14 protein-coding genes and 8 tRNA genes are annotated in these 16533 nt (G+C 41.7%); 18 read left to right on the plus strand and 4 right to left on the minus strand.

The annotated features are described in order from the left end of the window. Nucleotides 1-20: 20 nt before the first annotated feature. The 11 genes from pal to PSH54_RS07355 all read left to right on the plus strand — a co-directional run bounded on the left by pal (nt 21) and on the right by PSH54_RS07355 (nt 3957). Nucleotides 21-563, plus strand: coding sequence for a peptidoglycan-associated lipoprotein Pal (gene pal, locus PSH54_RS07305; protein WP_004587277.1), 543 nt, complete (start codon nt 21-23; stop codon nt 561-563). Between the two features lie 13 nt (nt 564-576). Beyond that, the gene (gene ybgF, locus PSH54_RS07310) at nt 577-1326 is read left to right on the plus strand and encodes a tol-pal system protein YbgF (RefSeq protein ID WP_004587278.1); all 750 of its coding nucleotides are present in this window, start codon (nt 577-579) and stop codon (nt 1324-1326) included. Between the two features lie 219 nt (nt 1327-1545). Next, nucleotides 1546-1621 (plus strand) — tRNA-Lys (locus PSH54_RS07315). 72 nt (nt 1622-1693) lie between these two features. Then, a tRNA-Lys gene (locus tag PSH54_RS07320) sits at nt 1694-1769 on the plus strand. Between the two features lie 71 nt (nt 1770-1840). Then, nucleotides 1841-1916, plus strand: a tRNA-Lys gene (locus PSH54_RS07325). Nucleotides 1917-1987: 71 nt separating this feature from the next. Then, nucleotides 1988-2063: transfer RNA gene (locus PSH54_RS07330), tRNA-Lys, on the plus strand. A 72-nt stretch (nt 2064-2135) separates the two neighbouring features. Beyond that, a tRNA-Lys gene (locus PSH54_RS07335) sits at nt 2136-2211 on the plus strand. Between the two features lie 73 nt (nt 2212-2284). After that, a tRNA-Lys gene (locus tag PSH54_RS07340) sits at nt 2285-2360 on the plus strand. Between the two features lie 73 nt (nt 2361-2433). Further along, nucleotides 2434-2509, plus strand: a tRNA-Lys gene (locus PSH54_RS07345). 150 nt (nt 2510-2659) lie between these two features. After that, a complete protein-coding gene (nadA, locus tag PSH54_RS07350; RefSeq protein WP_004589501.1) occupies nt 2660-3700 on the plus strand; it encodes a quinolinate synthase NadA in 1041 nt (346 codons plus the stop codon). Nucleotides 3701-3867: 167 nt separating this feature from the next. Beyond that, nucleotides 3868-3957, plus strand: a tRNA-Ser gene (locus PSH54_RS07355). 158 nt (nt 3958-4115) lie between these two features. On the opposite strand, the gene PSH54_RS07360 is transcribed toward PSH54_RS07355, so the two are convergent. Genes PSH54_RS07360 through PSH54_RS07370 form a run of 3 tightly spaced genes read right to left on the minus strand, consistent with a single transcriptional unit; the run spans nt 4116 to nt 7289 of the window. After that, nucleotides 4116-5183, minus strand: coding sequence for an ABC transporter substrate-binding protein (locus tag PSH54_RS07360; RefSeq protein WP_054983678.1), 1068 nt, complete (start codon nt 5181-5183; stop codon nt 4116-4118). Continuing rightward, entirely contained in the window at nt 5180-6625 is a 1446-nt protein-coding gene (locus tag PSH54_RS07365; protein WP_029774041.1) for a sensor histidine kinase, read from the minus strand. The genes PSH54_RS07360 and PSH54_RS07365 overlap by 4 nt, the downstream gene beginning before the upstream one ends. Beyond that, the gene (locus PSH54_RS07370) at nt 6618-7289 is read right to left on the minus strand and encodes a response regulator transcription factor (protein ID WP_029774040.1); all 672 of its coding nucleotides are present in this window, start codon (nt 7287-7289) and stop codon (nt 6618-6620) included. The genes PSH54_RS07365 and PSH54_RS07370 overlap by 8 nt, the downstream gene beginning before the upstream one ends. A 272-nt stretch (nt 7290-7561) precedes the next feature. Here PSH54_RS07370 and PSH54_RS07375 point away from each other — a divergent pair, with 272 nt between their 5' ends. From PSH54_RS07375 to PSH54_RS07405, 7 genes are all read left to right on the plus strand, one after another. Then, entirely contained in the window at nt 7562-8887 is a 1326-nt protein-coding gene (locus tag PSH54_RS07375) for an OprD family outer membrane porin (RefSeq protein ID WP_273605826.1), read from the plus strand. 189 nt (nt 8888-9076) lie between these two features. Next, complete coding sequence (locus tag PSH54_RS07380) at nt 9077-9259, plus strand: hypothetical protein (protein ID WP_024032566.1); 183 nt, start codon at nt 9077-9079, stop codon at nt 9257-9259. A gap of 42 nt (nt 9260-9301) precedes the next feature. Continuing rightward, a complete protein-coding gene (locus PSH54_RS07385) occupies nt 9302-10405 on the plus strand; it encodes a 4-oxalomesaconate tautomerase (protein WP_031289665.1) in 1104 nt (367 codons plus the stop codon). Between the two features lie 332 nt (nt 10406-10737). Then, a complete protein-coding gene (locus tag PSH54_RS07390; protein WP_024032569.1) occupies nt 10738-11850 on the plus strand; it encodes a Bug family tripartite tricarboxylate transporter substrate binding protein in 1113 nt (370 codons plus the stop codon). A gap of 73 nt (nt 11851-11923) precedes the next feature. Continuing rightward, nucleotides 11924-13912: a tripartite tricarboxylate transporter permease gene (locus PSH54_RS07395; RefSeq protein ID WP_055255331.1), complete on the plus strand. Its 1989-nt coding sequence runs from the start codon at nt 11924-11926 to the stop codon at nt 13910-13912. 84 nt (nt 13913-13996) lie between these two features. After that, nucleotides 13997-14860: a universal stress protein gene (locus PSH54_RS07400; RefSeq protein WP_096739791.1), complete on the plus strand. Its 864-nt coding sequence runs from the start codon at nt 13997-13999 to the stop codon at nt 14858-14860. Between the two features lie 125 nt (nt 14861-14985). After that, entirely contained in the window at nt 14986-15855 is an 870-nt protein-coding gene (locus PSH54_RS07405; protein WP_273605827.1) for an alpha/beta fold hydrolase, read from the plus strand. Nucleotides 15856-15910: 55 nt separating this feature from the next. Here PSH54_RS07405 and PSH54_RS07410 read toward each other — a convergent pair whose 3' ends face one another. Continuing rightward, on the minus strand, nt 15911-16303 hold the full coding sequence (locus PSH54_RS07410) for a DUF2750 domain-containing protein (protein WP_004588808.1): 393 nt from the start codon (nt 16301-16303) through the stop codon (nt 15911-15913). Nucleotides 16304-16533: the final 230 nt, after the last annotated feature.

The raw sequence follows: 16533 nt of genomic DNA on the forward strand, positions 1-16533 counted from the left end.
CAAAAATAGGAATCTACTCAATGCAACTTAACAAAGTACTTAAAGGCCTGCTAATCGCTGTGCCAGTAATGACATTAGCCGCTTGTAGCTCATCTTCAGATATTGATGAAGGCGCAGCTAACCAATCAAATCAAAGTGCAGTTGAGCAATCAACAAACACGGATACAGTTGAAGTAGCAACAATTTCACCTGAACAACAAGCAGAAGAGCAACTTCGTCAAAAGTATGAAGCGCTTCGTCAAGAACAAATTATTTACTTTGACTTCGACAAAGCAACTGTTGAGAACAAGTACGCAGAATTACTTCGTGCACATGCTGAGTTTTTAGTTCAGAACCCTTCAGTAAAAGTATTAATTGAAGGTCACGCTGATGAGCGCGGTACGCCTGAGTACAACATTGCACTAGGTGAGCACCGTGGCCAAGCTGTAGAAAAATACCTACAAAGCTTAGGTGTTTCTGCTAGCCAAATGTCAGTAGTTAGCTACGGTGAAGAGAAACCAATGGTTAAATCTCGCACTGAGTCAGCTTTCGCTAAAAACCGCCGTGCGGTACTAGTTTACTAAGATAAGAGATATTATGAAGCCGAAAATTATTTTGGCAGCCATGATATTGAGCGGGAGCACCCAAGTTTTGGCTGCTCCCGCTCCTGTTTCAGAAGCTGCAAGTTCACAGTCGAGCATAGAGAAGCGTTTAGCGTCACTAGAAAACATGATGCAGTCGCGAAACTTATTACAAGTTGAATTACAGCAACAACTTAATCTACTTCAAGATGAAGTAAGCCAAATTCGCGGTGTTACTGAAGAGCAAAGTTATAAACTTGAAAAAGTACTTCAGCGCCAGCGTGAGCTTTATCAAGAAATAGAAAACCGCGTTAGCCAAGCGTATACACAACCCGCTGCTGCGCCTGCAACCGATTACACGCAATCGAGTGACGCACAAACCTATAGCAGTGACTTATCTGAAAACGAAGCGTATGAGCGTGCAGTAGCGCTAATAATGAAAGATAAACGCTACGACCAAGCTATTCCTGAGTTTCAAACATTTTTAACAACCTATCCTAATTCTGTGTATGCCTCTAATGCACATTATTGGCTTGGGCAGTTGCTGACTATTAAAAATGATGGTGTAAAAGCAAGTGAGCATTTTAAAGTTGTGGTTAATGAGTTTCCAAACTCAAATAAACGACCAGATGCCATGTTAAAGTTAGGCACGCTTTTACAAGAGCAAGGCCTGAATCAAGAGGCACAAAAAATATTGGGTGATCTAATTAACCAATATCCAAGTACAACTGCTGCAAAACTTGCAACCGAGCGTCTAGCTAATTAGGACGCATTTAAGCGGTGTATTTAAAGCTCAAACTACATAGAAATACTCGGCGAATCTTGTATTTGCATGTAGTTTGAGCACAAACGCTTTAATTTTGCTCACCTAGGCATAAAAACTGAAAAAAAGAGACATTTTCGGTTGCACTCATTTTATAAATAAGTATTATAAGCGCCCGCAGCAAACGAATGGTTACCCCACTCAAAATGCGGCAAAAAGAGCGGGTCATTAGCTCAGTTGGTAGAGCAGTGGACTTTTAATCCATTGGTCGATGGTTCAAGTCCATCATGACCCACCATTCTTTATTTAGGTAAAGATTGGTTCAATCGGCGGATTTACGCAGCTCACTTAAATAGTAAGCACACAGAGCGGGTCATTAGCTCAGTTGGTAGAGCAGTGGACTTTTAATCCATTGGTCGATGGTTCAAGTCCATCATGACCCACCATTCTTTATTAAGGTAAAGATTGGTTTAATCGGCGGATTTACGCAGCTATCTTAAACAGTAGCACACAGAGCGGGTCATTAGCTCAGTTGGTAGAGCAGTGGACTTTTAATCCATTGGTCGATGGTTCAAGTCCATCATGACCCACCATTCTTTATTAAGGTAAAGTTTGGTTTAATCGGCGGATTTACGCAGCTCACTTAATAGTAAGCACACAGAGCGGGTCATTAGCTCAGTTGGTAGAGCAGTGGACTTTTAATCCATTGGTCGATGGTTCAAGTCCATCATGACCCACCATTCTTTATTTAGGTAAAGATTGGTTCAATCGGCGGATTTATGCAGCTCACTTAAATAGTAAGCACACAGAGCGGGTCATTAGCTCAGTTGGTAGAGCAGTGGACTTTTAATCCATTGGTCGATGGTTCAAGTCCATCATGACCCACCATTCTTTATTAAAATAAAGATTGGTTCAATCGGCGGATTTACGCAGCGTGTTAATTCTACACAGAATTTAGAGCGGGTCATTAGCTCAGTTGGTAGAGCAGTGGACTTTTAATCCATTGGTCGATGGTTCAAGTCCATCATGACCCACCATTCTTTATTTAAGTAAAGATTGGTTTAATCGGCGGATTTACGCAGCATGTTAATTCTACACAGAATTTAGAGCGGGTCATTAGCTCAGTTGGTAGAGCAGTGGACTTTTAATCCATTGGTCGATGGTTCAAGTCCATCATGACCCACCACTTCTAAAAAATCTCAACTCTTCCCTTATTTTATTTAAATCAGTTTCTTATTTTTATTTATAAACAGCATGCCCAGATAGCTGTTATTTGCCCGTGTATTCTCGTATAATTTGCCGTAATTAATGCACTGTAGATGAAGTGGTCGAGAACATGAGTCTAGCTCAAACTATTATGCCTGAAGGTTATATCTTTCCTCCTAAGCCAGCGCCGTTGACTAAAGACGAGCAAGGCGAATATAAAGCACGTATTAAACAACTACTGCAAGATAAAAATGCAGTGCTGGTAGCCCATTACTACACAGATCCTGAAATTCAGGCACTTGCCGAAGAAACAGGGGGCTGTGTTGCCGACTCATTAGAAATGGCACGTTTTGGTGCACGCCACGATGCAGACATGATCATCGTTGCAGGCGTACGTTTTATGGGTGAAACCGCTAAAATTTTAACGCCAAACAAAACAGTTGTTATGCCAACGCTAGAAGCAACGTGTTCGTTAGATATTGGTTGCCCTATTGATGAGTTTTCAGCGTTTTGCGATCAGCACCCTGATCGTAAAGTTGTAGTGTATGCAAACACCTCTACAGCCGTTAAAGCCCGTGCAGATTGGATTGTAACCTCATCGTGCGCGCTTGAAATTGTAGAGCATCTAGATGAGCAAGGTGAAAAAATTATTTGGGGCCCAGATAAACACCTTGGTAGCTACATTCAAAAAAATACTGGCGCCGATATGATCATGTGGAACGGCGCATGTATCGTACACGATGAATTTAAAACAAAAGCGCTTAAAGATATGAAAGCCCTGCACCCAGACGCGGGTGTATTGGTGCACCCAGAGTCACCTGCAGAAATAGTGGCACTGGCAGATGCGGTTGGCTCAACCAGTCAACTAATAAAAGCTGCGCAAACAATGGATAACGATAAGTTTATTGTAGCGACAGACCGCGGTATTTTTTACAAAATGCAGCAGCTATGCCCAGAAAAAGAGTTTTTTGCAGCCCCAACAGCGGGTGAAGGCGCGTCATGTAAAAGTTGTGCACATTGCCCGTGGATGGCAATGAATGGCTTAAAAGCGATTGAAGAAGCCTTGATAGACCCTCGTGGTAAAGAAGTGTTTGTAGATATGGACTTACGCGAAGGCGCGCTCAAGTCACTTAATCGCATGTTAGACTTTACAGCTAGCATGGCTAAGTAATTAGCCTAATGCATAAAAAACGGTTAAACCCTAAGGTTTAGCCGTTTTTTTATGCCTAAAGTAAATTGCTGATTGATTATTAGACACTTAACAGCACAAATTTAAAAAGACCTTGCACCTGTGTAACCTATTTCATACTATAACGCGCTGTTGCTAAGCAACACCGTGGAGGAATGGCTGAGTGGCTGAAGGCGCACGCCTGGAAAGTGTGTTTAGGTTAATCCCTAACGAGGGTTCGAATCCCTCTTCCTCCACCATTATTCTTGAACCCAGTTATTGAATATCAATAACTGGGTTTTTTAATGCCTGCTGCCCAAACCTTAGTTATGCGCTAATAGGCGTGTATTTAGTGGGTCATCTCAATCTGCCCTTAAAGTCGCTCCCTTAAATACATGACATGGTATAAGTCCCGAATTTATTGGTACTCAAATAACGCGTTTTCCCATTCTTGGATGATTATTTGGCGCTTCATCTGATCGTCTATCACTAATATTTCTATGCCAAGGGGGACAGGGCGCAGCTGACCTTCTGATATATCAAGTAAATGTTTTTGCTTAATTCTTACTTCGTTATTTATAGGCTCAAAATTAGTAAAGTTGGCCATGTCAGTTTGTCCTTGTACAGACACTAAGTAATCAATAAACAGCTGTGCGCCAATTACATTTTTAGCATGTTTAGGAATAATGGCGCTGCGCATAATAACCGAGGTGTAGTCTTTAGGTTGCACCACAATAATATTAGGGTGCTGCGCCGCCCATGTGCGCGCATAAGAGCTTAATATGTTATAGCCAACAGTGAGCTCGCCCGTTGAAAGTGCCTTGAGTATGTCGGCGCTGCGTCTAAATACACGTGTGCTGTGATAGCCAAACGATTCAAGCATTCGGCCATAGCTTGAGCTTTGCTCGCGGTCATGAGCCCACAGCAAATAGCCTATGCCCACTTGAGTAATATCATAAATGCCAATGCGGCCTTTAATTTGCTCACTGCGCCTACGAATTAGCTCTAATAACTCGTTGCGGCTACTTGGTGCGACCTCTTCGCCTAAAAATTCTTTATTAAATGCAATTACCGCTGTTTCATAGGTAAAGCCAAATACTTCATTTCGCCATTTAGCCCATGCAGGAAGCTTATTTGTTTGCTCAGAGCTATAAGGCTGTGCGTAACCGTCGTTAACTAACTTTACCTGCAAGTTCATTGCTGAACTTAATAAAACGTCGGGCGGGTTTTTAACGTCGGCTAAAAATTCGCTATACACTTCGAAAGTACTCAGCTCGTAGTAGTCAATTTGTACAAAAGGGTATTTTTTTTGAAAGGCCGATAAAAAAGGGGCAATTTCCATTTTATCAGCGCCACCATATATTTTAAGCACGGATTTATTTTCGCTTTGTGCCGGAAATACTAAAGGGGTTTTTGCTGCAACGAATGGCGAGCCTACAAAGCACGTAAAAACAACGGCAATATAAATCAGCGATAAAAATTTCAATGTTCGTCCTCGGTCAGCATTAACGGAAAGTTTATTTCAAAAATAAGCCCCGATGGGCTGTTATCGAGCAGCTTAATAGCAGCGTTATGATGCTCTGCTACCTCTTTAGCAATGCTTAAGCCTAGGCCACTGCCGGCACGTGGGTCGCCTTTACTTTTGTAAAACCGCTCAAACACATGTTGTTTTTGCGCATCGGGTACACCTACGCCTTGATCAGCCACGCATAATCGGGCTATGTAACCACTGTCTGTACTGTGAAGCTCGGTAGACACATTTACTTCTTTGTTTTGCGGGCTAAATTTAATCGCGTTTTCTAAAATGTTGCGTAGCATTTGGCTAAGTGCAAACGAATCGCCATTGATCATTAAATTATCGTCACCTTGATATGTGATGATCACGCCGCGTTGAATCGCCGATACTGCAACATCTCTACACACAGACTTTACCAGCTCCGGCAACGAAAGCGTTATTAAAGGCTGGCTATGAAAGCGGTGCGCAAGAGTGGCTTGGTTTAACAGTTGCGTAACGGTGCTGTCGAGTAAATCTGTTGAATATAAAACACGATTTAACTGCTCTGTTCTTATTTTTTCATCGCTTTCTTCAATGGCATTTTGCGCCTGGCTTTTAAGGCCTGCAAGGGGCGTTCTTATTTGATGGGCCACTTCGCCGGTAAAGCGCTTTAAATGATTAAGCGAGACTTCTAATTGCGATATAAAATGGTTAATGGTTGAAATTAAATCGGCCATTTCTTTGGGAACCGACATATCAATAGGGCGTAGATCAGTGGGGGAGCGCCGACGTATTTTTTTATTTATGCTGTAAATAGGGCGCAAAATTTGATTCACTCCCAGTAATATAAGCACAATAGCTATTACAAACGTTAAAATAACCATTTGTATCACATTTAAATTCATTTCATAGGCGAGCTGATCGCGAGCTTGGGTGGTTTGGCCTATTAAAATATTTACATCAAACGATTCGCCCACTTCATAAAGCTTATCTGAGAGTAAAATAAAGCGGTAGTTTTCGCCTTTGTAGTCACCTTCCCAAAATTGTATTAGTAGGTTATCTCTTGGGTCATATTCTGCACGTTGCCACTGAGTGTCGGCTTTTTGCAAAATGTGTTGATATAAGCCATTGTAGCCGGTTAAGTGCTCCCCTTGATTTTGTGTTATTTGATACACCAATCTGTCATTTGAGGCCATCGAGAGAGTTTCGAATGTAGCGCTGGGTAAATCAACAATAATTTCGTGGTAATCAATGTGGGTATTTTCAAAAATTTGTAAAGCAGCACTGGCAAGTAGCCTATCGTATGAAATTTGGGCGGCGTTTTTACTGTAATTATTAGCCATAAAATAGGTAATAAGTGTAATTATAACCATTAAAGCAATGGTTATTGTAAGCAGCTGTCGGCGAATTGAGGGGAGGGTTTTGCTACTCATTCGGCTCTGCTAAAAGATAGCCTAAACCACGCAGTGTTTTTATATCAACACTGCTATTTACCAGCTTTTTACGAAGCCTTGCTACGTAGGTTTCTATGGCGTTGGGGCTAGGGGAGTCGTCAAACGAATATAAGTGATCGAGTAACTCATCTTTATTAAGCACTTTGCCTTGATGCGTTAAAAATATTTCTAGCAACCTAAATTCTCGTTGTTTTAAGTCAATAAGTTCTTTAGCAATAGTGACCGTGCATGATTTTCGGTCAAAATCGAGGTTGCCATAACTAATAATGTCTTTACCTAGGCCTTGGTTACGCCTAAGTAGGGCGCGGCAACGGGCTTCTAATTCGCCAAAATCAAAGGGTTTAGTGAGGTAATCGTCGGCGCCTAAGTCGAGTAATTCTATGCGGTGCTCTACTTGGGCACGTGCCGTTAAAATTAATACAGGCGTATTTGATGAGCGAGCCCTGAGCTTTTTTAATATTTGCTCACCGTTTAAATTGGGCAAGTTTAAATCAAGTAAAATAAGGTCGTACTCATGGCGTTTTAACAGCGAATTAGCCACATCACCACTGGTTACAAGGTCTATACCTTGGCCCATTTTGGTGAAACGTTGGCAAATTGCTTCTCCTAACACTTCGTCGTCTTCAACTGCTAAAATTCTCATTAAGCACACCCGCAAAGTCGCAATTAAAAAATATAATTTTAAGTTGTGCAAGACACTAAACAATTACTGCAACGTTTACAATACGCAAATGCCTTCGTTTATAGCAAGATAAGCTATAGTTTTAATTTAATAGCCAAAAAATACAATTGCCTAAAATGTAATTATCTTGTGACAGGTTTGTGACAGGTTTGCCGTGTAAATTGCAACATGAATAAACTGATACACACTACACACAACTATAAATTTAATTAAACAAGGTAGCGGAGACAACTATGGCTCAACGGTTCTCTAAAATATTTGCAGTAACAGGCGCAGTATTAACTTGTGTTTCTATTCCTTCGTACGCTTCTTTTAATGGGCTTACAGGGCAAGACGAATTTAATATTAAGCTAAGGTCAATCTACTTTGACCGCGATTACGATAACGACGCCAGCGACGACTCAACGTTTGCACAAGGCATAGAGCTCAATTATCAATCGGGCTATTTTAATGACTTAATTAGCATGGGTGTCTCTACTTATACGGTACTTAATTACAACTCAACCGGCAGCGCACAAAATAATATTTTACCCGCAGGGGATGAAAAAGGCGGCGTTGACGATAGTTTTTCTAAATTTGGTCAATATTTTATCGACGTTAAACTTGGCGACAATGGCCATGTAAAAATAGGCGGGCAAAAAACCAAAAGCATGCTGTTAAAAAGCTCAGGTAGCCGCGCAATTCCCAATACTTTTAGAGGTGTATTTGGTGACTACAAGTTTGGCAATACCAAAGTATATGGTTACGCCTACGATAAATGGAGCCGCCGCCACGATGACAAGTGGGAAGATTTTTCTACCGACCAGTCAGATAACGGCGCAATTAGTGTTATTTGGGGTGTGGGCGCAAGCTACAAAAAAGACGCGCTAAAAATAGACGCAGAGTATTTAAACTCCCATAACTACTTATCAAAGCTTGGGCTTAAAGGCAGTTACGCTATTAAGCTCGATCACAGTAAGTTAACCCTTTCAAGCGGCGTATTTACCTCACAAGACGATGGCGATTTATTTGTAACCGGTGCAGAGGGTGGTGATTTAGATGATGAAGATGCAATAGGTGCGGTTTCAGGCGTTACTAAAAGTGAAAACGATGGTTTTGCCTATTACCTAGATGCTAATTGGAAAAAAGATATTTGGACACTAGGCGCCGCATTTACCAAGGTGAACGATGCTTGGATTGAAGATAACTTTAGTGGCGATCACGGGACTAACCCGTTTCCCACGCGCTCATTAATTGGTGCCGATTTAACAAACCAAAATGAGTCAACTTGGCAGGCTCGCTTAGGTGTTGACCTAAAAGCAGTGGCACCGGGTTTAACCACAAAGTTTTATTACACCAGCGGCAGCGATGCAGAAAATTCAAGCTTAGGTAAAGCAGGTGGCACAGCCGATGAAAAATATTGGGCCATTGATACACGCTACAAAGTAGCGGCTGTAAAAGGCTTAAGCCTACGTTGGTTATTTTTAGATTACACCACAGATGAAACTGGCAGTGTTGATGGTGTAAAAGGAGACAGAGCAGATCACCGTGTATATGTAGATTACACTATTAAGTTTTAAACGCCCCTTCGATTGGCTTTTAACGCGCAGCATGAAAATGCTGCGCGTTTTTTAATTTTTAAAAGTTATTTTTTAATCAATTTTTATTTCGTGACAGGTTAGTGACAGTTTGGCTCCTTACTCTTAAAAAAAGGGCAACGTTTTGATATCGACGTTACTTGTTTTTAATTGCATTGAAAGGGCGAAACGATGAACTCAACACACGCTACACCTCAGTTAAAACCTACGCCGAGAGCCATTCACTTTCGTGCAAATAGCCACCAAACAGCCACGGCTGCTAGTGCAACAAGTAATACTAATTTTGCCCCTCAATCTTTGCAAAGTAAGCAAGAGCAAGTGCAAGAGTGCGTGGTTATTTTAAGTAATAACTAACCCGTTACTGCTCATTTAAATTGATTTAGAAGCTGGATTATTATGACTATTCAAAAAAAAATACCTTGTGTCATTATGCGCGGCGGAACGTCTCGCGGGACTTATTTTTTAGCCAACGATTTACCGAGAGAGTGGGATAAACGCAAAGAAATTTTAACTGCAGCAATGGGCTCAGGCGATCCACTGCAAGTAAACGGCGTAGGTGGAGGAAACTCACTAACCAGTAAAGCGGCCATTATTTCACGCTCAACCGACCCCGATGCAGACATTGATTACCTATTTGCGCAAGTTGCCATTGAGCAAAATGAAGTCGATATAACCCCTTCGTGTGGCAATATTTTATCTGGTGCAGCACCTCTGGCAATTGAATACGGATTGGTTACTGCAAACGACGGTGAAACAACGGTACGGGTTAAAAATGTAAATACCAATACCCTGATTGAAGTTGTGGTACAAACGCCTAACGGCTTTGTAGAGTACGAAGGCGATGCCACCATTGATGGCGTACCAGGCTCTGGGGCACCTATTTTACTTAAGTTTTTTGATGTGTGTGGCACTAAAACCGGTGAATTACTGCCTACTGGCTCTGTACGCGATACCTTTGATGGCGTAGAGGTAAGTTGTGTCGATGCTGCCATGCCAATGGTACTAATACCTGCACCATCACTGGGTGTAAAAGGCTCTGAAACTAAACAAGAGCTTGATGCAAATACAGAGTTACTGCAAAAAATAGAAAGCATTCGCCTGCAGGCGTCACTAAAAATGGGCCTTGGCGATGCAACCGGAAAAGTCATTCCTAAAGTCGGTTTACTGTCGGTGCCGCAATTTGGCGGTACGATAACTTCGCGCTACTTTGTGCCGCAAAACTGCCATACCAGCCATTCTGTTACTGGGGCAATTTGCGTGAGTGTTAGTTGCATGTTGCCAGGCAGTGTGGCGTACGACTTAATTACCCCACAAAGCTCAGAGCAGCAAAATATAGTAGTTGAACACCCCAGCGGTAAAATAGATTTACTACTTGAGGGGCGCTTTGAAAACGACACGCTAGATATAAAGTCGGCGGGGTTAATGCGCACCGCCAGAATGTTATTTAAAGGTGAAGTACACATACCTGCAAAAGTATGGGATGAAAGCAAAATAGCTTAACTTATACCAATGGGCAAAATAGCTCACTTAATTAAGCGAATTGGTGTTAAGCCTTAGTAAACCAACCGAAAATGCGATAGCAGATTGTCTGTTATCGCTTTTTTTATGCTTTATATAAATAAAATTAAGCTTATTTTTATTTAAAAACAATGCCTTATAAATAATTTTAAATTAATGGATAGTTTGGCATCGATGACAGGTAGATGACAGTTTCGGCTATTAGTCTAGCTGTTGTTAACTTCTTTTAACGAAATACTTTCATCTACGTAATAGATGCAATGACGTTATTAGGACCTATTTAAATAATTGCAGCGAATAACAGAGGTCAAATTATGAAGATTAAATTAAGTACTTTTGCACCTAATCGACTAAAAGCAATGCTTGTTGTGTTAGCAGCGAGCACTTGTATCAGCTCAGCTTATGCAAACAATAACGACGAAGTAAGCTTTGATGGTGAGCGAGTAGAGTGGGTTGTGCCTTTTAAAGAAGGTGGCGGCTCTGACACATGGGCACGTTTTTTTGGTCCGCGTTTTTCTCAGCATTTAAATGGTAAACCTGTGGTTGTGGTTAAAAACATTCCAGGTGGTGGCTCTACCAAGGGTGCTAACCGCTTTGAACGCCGCGCTAAAGCAAATGGTTTAAATGTATTTAGTACTTCTGCCTCTACACAAATCCCTTACTTACTTGGCGACTCACGCGTTAGATACGAAGTAAAACGTTGGAACGTGATTATGGCAACACCGACTGGTGCGGTGGTATATGTGCGCCCAGAGCTGGGTATTAAAAACGCATCAGAGCTTGCCAAATTGCAGGGTCAAAAACTTAAATTTGGTAGCCAACGCGCCGCGTCAATGGACCTGGTTGGGTTATTAGCCTTCGACATGCTTGATTTAGACATTCACGCCATTTTTGGTATGAAAGGCCGTGGTAGTGCGCGCTTATCGTTTGAACGTGGCGAGGTAGATATCGACTTTCAAACTACCTCTGCCTACTTAAAAAAAGTACAGCCGCTAGTTGATGAAGGTAAAGCGATTCCGCTTATGTCGTTTGGCGTACTTAATAAAGAAGGCAAAATTGTACGCGACCCAACGTTTCCTGACTTACCACACGTAGGCGAGGTATACGAAATGATCCATGGTAAAAAGCCAACAGGCGTTGAATACAACGTATGGAAAACCTTTTTTGTAGCCGGTTTTGCCGCGCAAAAAGGACTGTTTTTACCTAAAGGCACCCCAGATGACGTTATTGCAGAGTGGCGCAATGCAGCACAACGCGTCATTGATCAAGACAACTTTAAAGAAGAGTCTGAATTAGTACTTGGCCAATACCCACAACTTGTAAACGAAGATGCAGTAAACACACTGAGCTCAGCACTGACAATTTCTGAAACTGACAAACAATGGGTAAGAAATTACCTAACCGAAAACTACAACGCGCGTTTTTAAAAACCTTGTTGATTTGTTGTACACACAGTGGCTCGCATTTAGTGAGCCACTTTTTTAATCTAAGGAGAGCAGTATGTTAGATGCATTTTTAATTGCGCTACAAACTATTCTTACCCCCACACACTTAATGTATTTATGCGGCGGCGTTTTTTTAGGCTTGCTGATTGGTATTTTTCCGGGTTTAGGCGGCATAGCGGGTTTATCGTTATTACTGCCATTTTTATATGGTATGGACCCAATTTCAGCGCTTGCTATGCTTATTGGCCTAGTGGCGGTTATTCCAACCTCTGACACCTTCACCTCTGTATTAATGGGTATTCCAGGCTCCAGTGGCTCACAAGCCACAGTGCTTGACGGCTTCCCACTGTCTAAAAAGGGCCAAGCAGCGCGTGCGCTTTCAGCAGCGTTTGCTTCGTCATTATTTGGCGGCCTTTTTGGCGCCATTATTTTAACGCTGTTTGTACTGATTGCCCGCCCCGTTATTTTAGCGTTTGGCTCGGCCGAATTATTTATGCTTACTTTGCTAGGTTTAAGCATGGTGGGTGTATTAGCCGGTAATAGCCTAGTAAAAGGCTTAAGCGCATGTGGCTTAGGTTTATGTTTAGGCTCACTTGGCGGTGCTCCTGCAACCGGTGAATACCGTATGGTATTTGATAACGGTTACCTTATGGATGGTATTCCGTTAGTGGTTGTTGGTTTAGGTATATTTGCATTACCAGAAATTATCGATTTACTGCGCCAAAACCGCTCTATTTCAGAAGCTTCTGAGCTGGGTAGTGGATGGTTTGAAGGCGTAAAAGATGTTGTTAAAAATAAATGGCTAGCTACGCGCTGTGCTGCCATTGGCTGTGTTGTTGGCGCACTACCTGGCCTAGGTGGCAGCGTAGTTGATTGGATCTCTTATGGTCATGCAGTACAAACCTCTAAAGACACCGAAAACTTTGGTAAAGGCGACATACGCGGTGTTATTGCCCCTGAGTCATCAAATAATGCCAAAGAAGGCGGTGGCTTAATTCCGACCTTATTATTTGGTATTCCAGGTTCTGGCAGCATGGCTGTATTTTTAGGTGGTATGGTATTAATTGGCTTAGAGCCAGGTCCTGCGATGATCACCACTGACCTTGATGTTACTTACACCATTGTATGGTCACTGGCACTTGCTAATGTAATTGGCGCGGGCGCGTGTTTACTAATTTCTAAATGGGTAGCAAAGGTAACAACTATTCCTTACACGCTCATGGCACCATTTATGGTTATGGTGATCTTTTTTGCGGCGTTTCAGGCAACCCGTGATTTAGGTGATTTAGTCGCACTTATTGGTATTGGTATTTTAGGCATATTAATGAAGCGCTTTGGATGGCCGCGTCCGGCATTTTTAATTGGCTTTGTACTGGCAAGCGGCATGGAAACTTACCTTTATCAAGCTATTCAGTTTGACGGCATAGAGTTTTTATTAAAACCGGGTGTGATTATTATTGGTGCATTAACCGCGCTTTCTATTTTCTTTGCAGCACGCCACTCTATTAAGGCAGCTAAAAAAGAAAAAGCCAATAAAAACACGGCTAATGCTGAGGTAAAACCAACTAATCTTAAACCACAAATCGCGTTTTCTGGCTTTGTTTGTTTAGTGTTTGCATACGGTTTGTATGACTCGTTCCAACGCACATTCTTAGGTGGGGTATTTCCTGCTGTGGTGTGCTCGTTCATGTTAATACTCTCTGCGGTTGTGCTGATCAAGCTGCTGCTTAATAAAGTAGACGATGCTGTAAATTACGATAATGAGGTCTCTGCGGGGTATGTAAACGACTCAAGCGTGACTGGCCTTTGGCATTATGTATTTTGGCTGTGTGGCTTATTAGCTGGGTGTTTTTTACTGGGCTATGTGATTTCTATAGCGTTGTTTTTCATAATATTTTTACTTGTAAAAGCACGTATATCAATTGCTAGAACATTAACACTGACAGTGTGTGCGTTGGCATTTTTACTCACTTTATCGCACTTTATGGTATTAGATTTACCAAGCGGTTACCTACAAGAAGTGGCAAGCTTTACGCAGCTGTAAACGCCGCCGTGCTAAGCAAAACAAGCAGCGCTTAGCACGGTTTACATTCGCTCTAAAAGGCACTGGCTTAAGAAGGATATAATTATGATTTCACCTAAGCTTATTTTAATGCCCCTTTCTACAAGTGGGCATGTAACAGAGCGCTTAAAAGGGGGCTTAGCCGTTGCTAAGTATTTTAATGCGCACCTTGATGTTTATCACACGCACTTAGACCCAAAACGCTTTTTGCCAACAGGGCAGCTTGGCTTACCAACTAAATTGGTAAAAGAGTTAGACTCTGTAGCAGGGCGCTTTGCAACAACCGAATCGGCAAATTTAAAAACCGAATTTGTTAGTTTATGTGCCCAGCAGCAAGTTAAATACACTGACGACAGCGCAGAGCATCCCACGCACCCAAGCGCTTCATGGCATATTAATATAGGTGTGCGCAGCGAAATAATTGCAGAGCAAGGCAAAGTCGCTGATTTAATTATTATTCCGCAGTCTAAAAGTGGTAAATCAACCTCGACCTTTGAGGCATCGGTAATGCGAAGTGGTAAACCTATATTACTGGTACCACGGCAAATGACCCACTTTGATATAAAAACAGTGGTGATTGGCTGGAACGCTAGCACCGAGGTATCGCGTGCGCTCACTTACAGTTTACCGCTTCTAAAACAAGCTCAAAAGGTTGTTATTTGCACCAGCGCAAGCAGCGCCGATAAAATGCCAAACGGCCATGAAGTGGTTAAATATTTAGCCCAGCACGATATTAAAAGTGAGTTTGTAACATTTAATAATGGCAGGCAATCGACCGCTAAAGCGTTTATGTCGGTAGCGCAAATGCATAATGCAGATTTAGTGGTGATGGGCGCATTTACTCACAGGCGAATCCATGAGCAAATTTTTGGTGGTATGACTAACTACATGCTAGCAAACACCACCTTGCCAATACTTATGGCGCGATAACACTTAAAGCTTAAAAACTAAATTTTACCCAAAAGCCGATATTTACGTTCAATATCGGCTTTTTATTAAAGCTCAATGTGATAAAACTACCCATTACAATAATAAAAGTTAATGGGTAGCAGCCTATGTATACGCTTTCGCAGTGGCAATCAAACGGGCAGTTTATTGATATAAATGCCAAGCAAATTTTTACTCAAACAGCGGGGAGTGCTAATAACCCCGCGCTCCTTTTGATACACGGCTTTCCAAGTGCAAGCTGGGACTGGGAAGGTATGTGGGATGAGCTCAAAAAACACTACTTTTTAGTTACACTTGATATGCTGGGTTTTGGCCTTTCGGATAAACCAATAAATGCGGCTTATAACATTACAGAGCAAGCTGATTTATACACGCAATTTTTAAAGCGTTTAGATATTACCAATGTACACCTATTAGCCCATGATTATGGTGATACCGTGGCTCAAGAGCTATTAGCAAGGCAAGTTGCTGCTCAAAGCGACATACGCATACACAGTGTATGCTTTTTAAATGGCGGGTTATTTCCACACATACATAAACCTTTATTTATCCAAAAGCTGCTACTTTCAAAACTTGGTTGGCTAGTACCTAAGCTAATGAGCAAACAAAAGTTTGCTAAAAATTTAATCACTATTTTTGGCAAAAACACGCCACCAGCCCCTATGGTAATTGATACCCTTTGGGCGTTGTTAATTTACAACAATGGTTTACGTGTAATGCCCAAGCTAATTAAATATATTACACAGCGAAAACAAAACGAACAGCGCTGGGTTGGGGCAATGATTAATAGCGATATACCGGTTACGTTTATTGCAGGTGAGCAAGACCCAATATCGGGTAAACACATGCTTGAGCACTATAAAAAAACAATACCTAATGCGCGCGTACAAGGGTTTGTTGAGCTTGGACACTATCCACAAATAGAAGATGCCAAGGCTATAACCGAGGCTTATTTAAATTTTAGAAAGCAGATATAAAAAACGCGGCTATTTTAGGCCGCGTTTATAAACTAAATAACGTGATGCTGGCTACTTAGTACTTTCTTTTTTTAGGGATTTTTAACTGGCTTTCAAATTCATCAGGAAAAAGCACCGTGCCGTCGTCCTCTTCGGTAGGGAACACCGCAATCAGTAAGTCGTCTTCTTCAAGGCCGGGTGTCCAGCGGCTAAACCAATCTTTAGTCGGAATGGCTTTTGGGGTACAGCCTTCCCATTCGCCCGTGGCCCAAGCTTGTGCAAAATCGCGGGTTGGCCACACTGGTACACAGTCGTCATCTTCGTTGGCAAGCATTACGCAGCCATCATCGTCGTTTAAAATCCATACTTGTTTGTACTGTTGTACGGTTTCAAACATAAAAGCGAGTCGTTTTTTTGCCCCTAGCCCTAAAATTACGGTTTGTTCTTCAGTCGCATTTGCAGTTGTCATAATTGGCTCACTCTTTATTGCTTCAAATTTGAATTTTACTGTTACAAGTATATCGAGTTATGTGACAGTGTGTTGAAAAATTATTATTTAACCTGAACTCTGGATAATAAATCTATCTCTAGCAGCTATTTTAAGCGCTAACTGCGTGGAATTTACTGAAAATCTCTGGCTAGAGAAAATAAGCTTAACCATCATCATGATAAAATATGTTAGTAAATCTCTTAACCAGA

The sequence above is a fragment of the Pseudoalteromonas sp. Angola-30 genome (genome assembly GCF_028599215.1).
In the GTDB taxonomy this organism is placed as follows: domain Bacteria; phylum Pseudomonadota; class Gammaproteobacteria; order Enterobacterales; family Alteromonadaceae; genus Pseudoalteromonas; species Pseudoalteromonas atlantica.

Coding starts and splice junctions, on each gene's coding strand:
- pal (WP_004587277.1), top strand. CDS start 21: ATGCAACTTAACAAAGTACTTAAAGGCCTGCTAATCGCTGTGCCAGTA.
- ybgF (WP_004587278.1), top strand. CDS start 577: ATGAAGCCGAAAATTATTTTGGCAGCCATGATATTGAGCGGGAGCACC.
- nadA (WP_004589501.1), top strand. CDS start 2,660: ATGAGTCTAGCTCAAACTATTATGCCTGAAGGTTATATCTTTCCTCCT.
- PSH54_RS07365 (WP_029774041.1), bottom strand. CDS start 6,625: ATGAGTAGCAAAACCCTCCCCTCAATTCGCCGACAGCTGCTTACAATA.
- PSH54_RS07370 (WP_029774040.1), bottom strand. CDS start 7,289: ATGAGAATTTTAGCAGTTGAAGACGACGAAGTGTTAGGAGAAGCAATT.
- PSH54_RS07375 (WP_273605826.1), top strand. CDS start 7,562: ATGGCTCAACGGTTCTCTAAAATATTTGCAGTAACAGGCGCAGTATTA.
- PSH54_RS07380 (WP_024032566.1), top strand. CDS start 9,077: ATGAACTCAACACACGCTACACCTCAGTTAAAACCTACGCCGAGAGCC.
- PSH54_RS07385 (WP_031289665.1), top strand. CDS start 9,302: ATGACTATTCAAAAAAAAATACCTTGTGTCATTATGCGCGGCGGAACG.
- PSH54_RS07390 (WP_024032569.1), top strand. CDS start 10,738: ATGAAGATTAAATTAAGTACTTTTGCACCTAATCGACTAAAAGCAATG.
- PSH54_RS07395 (WP_055255331.1), top strand. CDS start 11,924: ATGTTAGATGCATTTTTAATTGCGCTACAAACTATTCTTACCCCCACA.
- PSH54_RS07400 (WP_096739791.1), top strand. CDS start 13,997: ATGATTTCACCTAAGCTTATTTTAATGCCCCTTTCTACAAGTGGGCAT.
- PSH54_RS07405 (WP_273605827.1), top strand. CDS start 14,986: ATGTATACGCTTTCGCAGTGGCAATCAAACGGGCAGTTTATTGATATA.
- PSH54_RS07410 (WP_004588808.1), bottom strand. CDS start 16,303: ATGACAACTGCAAATGCGACTGAAGAACAAACCGTAATTTTAGGGCTA.